The organism is Acinetobacter sp. YH12021, assembly GCF_013420145.1.
Taxonomy (GTDB): domain Bacteria; phylum Pseudomonadota; class Gammaproteobacteria; order Pseudomonadales; family Moraxellaceae; genus Acinetobacter; species Acinetobacter towneri.
Genome location: NZ_VOYT01000046.1, coordinates 1 through 4,523 on the forward strand (window position 1 = coordinate 1; position 4,523 = coordinate 4,523).

The 4,523-nt window shown below is 36.9% G+C and carries 3 protein-coding genes; 1 reads left to right on the top strand and 2 read right to left on the bottom strand.

Annotated features, from left to right (window positions below):
* Positions 1-1,751: 1,751 nt before the first annotated feature.
* Entirely contained in the window at positions 1,752-2,705 is a 954-nt protein-coding gene (locus FTT91_RS14195; protein WP_179991697.1) for a replication initiation protein, read from the top strand.
* On the opposite strand, the gene FTT91_RS14200 is transcribed toward FTT91_RS14195, so the two are convergent.
* Together FTT91_RS14200 and FTT91_RS14205 are read right to left on the bottom strand one after the other, a co-directional pair.
* The gene (locus tag FTT91_RS14200) at positions 2,695-2,916 is read right to left on the bottom strand and encodes a hypothetical protein (protein WP_180169687.1); all 222 of its coding nucleotides are present in this window, start codon (positions 2,914-2,916) and stop codon (positions 2,695-2,697) included. The genes FTT91_RS14195 and FTT91_RS14200 overlap by 11 nt on opposite strands.
* A 14-nt stretch (positions 2,917-2,930) precedes the next feature.
* Positions 2,931-3,953, bottom strand: a complete 1,023-nt coding sequence (locus FTT91_RS14205; RefSeq protein ID WP_257229604.1) for a hypothetical protein — start codon at positions 3,951-3,953, stop codon at positions 2,931-2,933.
* Positions 3,954-4,523 lie beyond the last annotated feature (570 nt).

Genomic DNA, 4,523 nt, shown 5'->3' on the forward strand with positions numbered 1-4,523 from the left:
GACAAGGACACGGGAGCCTATAAACAATCGAATGATTGTGAAGTGGTCGTGAGGTTAGATATAGCCTGACTAGATACAATTTTTTTTGTATTGAAACCCTGTTTTAACGATTACCGTGAGACCCTGACAGGATGTTAAGGGTCACTAATAACGGCAATGTGTTGCGGCAAATGCACTCTAAGAGGGAAGCGCAGCTCATTGGCACAACTGATGGCGTTTGAGGTAACAGCAATGTTACAGGCTAGCTGAGGAGAAATCTGGAAGCAGCGGCACCACTGAGTGAGATCATCTCAAGCAAAGTGGGTCAACGGATAGCTTAAACAGTATACATCCGGAAGCATAAACCGGAGACACGTGTAGATTAAGAGCCATACGCTCAGATTTTGTCTCAAAGTCATATCCACCAAATCTAAGGAACCGCGTGGTGGGGAAAATGGAAGCACTGACAGACAAAAGAGCATTGGCGTTCAATTGCTAAGATCGTTAGAAATAACTTGGGAATCTCCATGCTTAGACATTGAGTTGTCACGGCAAGGCATGGAGAGGGAGAGAGGATGAGTAGGTCGTATAAGTTATGAAAATAACGAAGTCGATGCTGTATTAAACATTGCGAACTCACCAGTGGCGTGGCTGCTAAGGGTGGTAAAGGGAGTAGTGTTGTCGAAAATCCGAGTCGGTTTTATGTTGTTATCTAAAAAAGCGAAACATAGCTAAAAATGGTTTGGTCGCCATTGTTTGTTCTGATAGGTCGGGATTGGTCTCCCGATCTAAGTCAGGACTAAGCAAACGTTAATGAAAGAAAAGAAAATACGGCAGCATAGTCTTGTGTACTGCATGATTTTTTTCATAGTTTCAATTCTAACTAATTGAATATTTAACTAATTTAGAAAAATTAGCGGGAGTCCTCGTTAAGATGAGTTTTTTCCATTCTTTAGTATAAAGAACGACGTATTGTGATAATGACTTGGGTATTTGCCTACCCATGTTCTACTCGACAAACAACGTGAACTCTACGAAAGTGAGATATGACTCCCTCGGTTGCGGCAAAACAACTAAACGAGGTGAGTTCCTAAATCTCTCTATTTTGCTTTCTAAGGCACTTTAATTTACTTCATGTAGGTAATATCAAAAAAACACCTAAAGTAGCTAAAAACCCTTATTTTTTGCATTTAAACGGTATATTTAACGAGTGTCTACGAGTGACACAAAGAAAAGTTGAGCCTCGACCCTCTGAAAAACTGCTTTAAAAAAATAAAAAAGACAAAAGGAATTAAATCAAATGCTGGTATTTGCACCTAGACCGAGCGAAGCGAGCAAAAAAGCTCTATGAGCGAAGCGAATTCATAGCCGCTTTTGCTTTTTTGAATCCTCGAAAGCAGTCACCAAAAAACAGCCCCCAAGACCGAGTGAAACGAGGTCAAAATGCCACGAGCGAAGCGAGTGCCATAGGGCTGTTTTTCACTCCCCTGCTCCTTTTTATTCTTTTAAGAAGCTTTTAAATACTTTTAGCCCCCCCTCAAAGCCACGTGTAACATGGCTTTCAAACTTTAAAAAAGTACAAACGCCAAGTATTAAAGTACAAACGCCAAGTTAAACACTGTTTAAAAAGTACAAACGCCAAGTTTAAAAAGTACAAACGCCAAGTATTAAAGTACAAACCTATGTATGTACTTTAATTTGTAAAAAAGTATTGACTCAAACAATGTACTTAGTATAAAAACAAACCGATTTATTATTTTTGAGCTGTTTATATGGCTGTAGATCTAAAGAAACATTATCCGAAAGATTGGGTTGTCTTACAAAACCGAGTTGCTGAATGCTTTCGTGGAATGAGCCTTGATGAAAAACGTCTTTTTATCATGTCTACGCCGCTTGCTAGAACAACACAAATATCAAGTAATGAACCTATTTTTATCTCATCTCATGAATTTTCACGTGAGTGTAATGTCGATCTTTCAACCGCATATACAGCACTAGAAACAGCGTCAGAGCGTCTTTTTACCCGATTTTTCGGATATACAGCACAAAATGGGGATCGGGTGAAAATAAGATGGTTGAACAAGGTTGTTTATAAAGTAGGGCAAGGGGGTTCAGAACTCTACTTTACTGATGAAGTCCTTCTTCTTCTTAGGGAGTTTGATGCTTTAAATCCTTATACAAAATATAAAAAAGAGGTTGTATTACGGCTCCGGAAAGACTACTCACTAGACATCTATCACTTAGCTAAGAAACATCAGGTGATGGGCGGTTTTCAAATCAGCCTTAATGATCTTTTTGAACAGCTTGGCTTACCTGAGTCGTATCAAGATTTAAGTAATTTAAAAAAAAGGGTAATTAAACCCTCATTAGATGAAATTAATCAAAATACGGATATTAACCTCAGCTATGAGAATATAAAGCAGGGGCGTTCTGTAGTCGGCTTTAAGTTCACTGTAAAAGAGAAACCAAAACCTAAAACTCTAACGACACAAGCTCGGGACCCGAACACAATAGATATGTTCTGCGATTTAACAGATGCTCAAATCAGCAAATATAGTGCTATTTTAAGTCGTGTAAGTGACATATCTGACCTTTCTACATTCCCGACATACGATGCTTTTACTCTGTTTATTGCCGGTATTTTGAGAGACCCAAAATCAGTACGTGAAGAAACTGCAAAACGGATATTTACAGCATTGCGTAAACATACTGATTTCAAAGGGTAATACCTATTTTTCTTTCAAAAAAATAGGTGATCAAAGCAAGTATTCCCAAGGCTTTTGAGATTATTAAATAATCATCACTAGGTACAATATCGACATAGTGAAATGCTGTTAGCATCAACCAAAAGCCTAGGAAAAAAAATATAAACTTAGACTTAAATAAATGAGGGAGTTTTTTAAATATTTCAGCAGTTTTTAAGGTTGCAATATTCATATTAAGTCCTGTTATTAAACCAAATATTTGTTAAATAGTTCGGTGTAAGTGTCTTGATTTACATCGTCTTTATTCAAATTGATTTGAACACTCTCATAAATCCTTCTTAAGAAAACATACTGAATAAAATCATCTGCATAATTCTTAATTCGGGGCAGGTAATTCAGCTCTAAAGGAATGTAGTAGTCCATTTTTCTAAAGTTTTTCCCTGTTTTTTTGAAGTGATAACTGACCGCATCAACAAACAATCGTCCGATCTGGTGCCGATTCCCTTTGAAGACTCCGTAAAATTTCAGATCATCATAAAATGACTGCAACTTAGACATGCCAACGCTTTTGTCATTATTTGAAATAAGTGTATTTATAATTTCAACATAGCTTTTTTTAATCAGCTGCACGCTAGGCTCATCAAATCGCCAAGTCCATGTATAGTTTTTTGCACTTTTCTCCGTATCAGGATAATTCTTTGATTTCTTTTTTGAGTGTGAAAGGCGCACCAGTTCAACATTTTTCCCATTTCCAAACGCAACTTTTAAAAAGGGCTTTTGTAAAACAAATTTGAATTTTTCATGGTCATTAAAATATGTCCGAATCAATGAAATTTGTTCTTGTTCTTCTTCTCGATTCCACGTTGTTTCAACTTCTGATATTCGCTGTTTGACTATTTTCTTTAATTGCCCCTCGCTTTTAAGAGTGTTGTATTCATTGCTTTTTGGAGTTGTCACAAACAGCCAAAATTCCCATATATCTTGGTCATAACGCTTTTGAATAATTAAATCCGCAATAGGCTCATTTTTTTTATTTAAACGATAAGTCCTTTGTCGTGGGCTTAAATCTAAAGAATATTTTTGGCTGAGTTTTTTTATGAGTTTTTGGATTTTATCTGCAAACATCGTGTTATCAGATTCAATAGTAAAGTGACTATAGAAATACGCACCGTTTGCAACTTTATCTACAATTTTTTGCGCTGTATAACGACTGTTCGGGCTGTAATGAATCATTTTATTGTTACCAAGCAATATTTGTTCAATTGTCATCAAACAATATTCTAAAAAGTCCTATGTAATCAAGCAATATTTATTCTAACTAAAAGCTATATTTTATAATGCTTTCAACGATTTTGATTTTTTACCAATGCCAAAGGCATTGGTCGGACTTAATTGACACAATTTGTCATCGTGCAATCAAGTGGTTCCTAGGTGACGGAATTTACATCTGTTTTTGCTTGGTTTATAGTCGCAATATTCATTGACTTAAAGCAGTCTGACCAACTGCCTGACCATTTTCGTTTTAGCGATTTTGAGCAGGCAACAGCCTGTTTAAAGCCATGTTTTTTTAGATAGCGCACAATTCAGAACTAGCCATTTTGAGTTGACCGATTGAGCGTACTACTGGAGAAATCCCGTTCGGTACGATCTGATGGGCGCTAGGGAGTTGTAATACTCCTTTTCGATCCAATCCGTTGTAAACGGGGTTGGGCGACAAGGACACGGGAGCCTATAAACAATCGAATGATTGTGAAGTGGTCGTGAGGTTAGATATAGCCTGACTAGATACAATTTTTTTTGTATTGAAACCCTGTTTTAACGATTACCGTGAGACCCTGA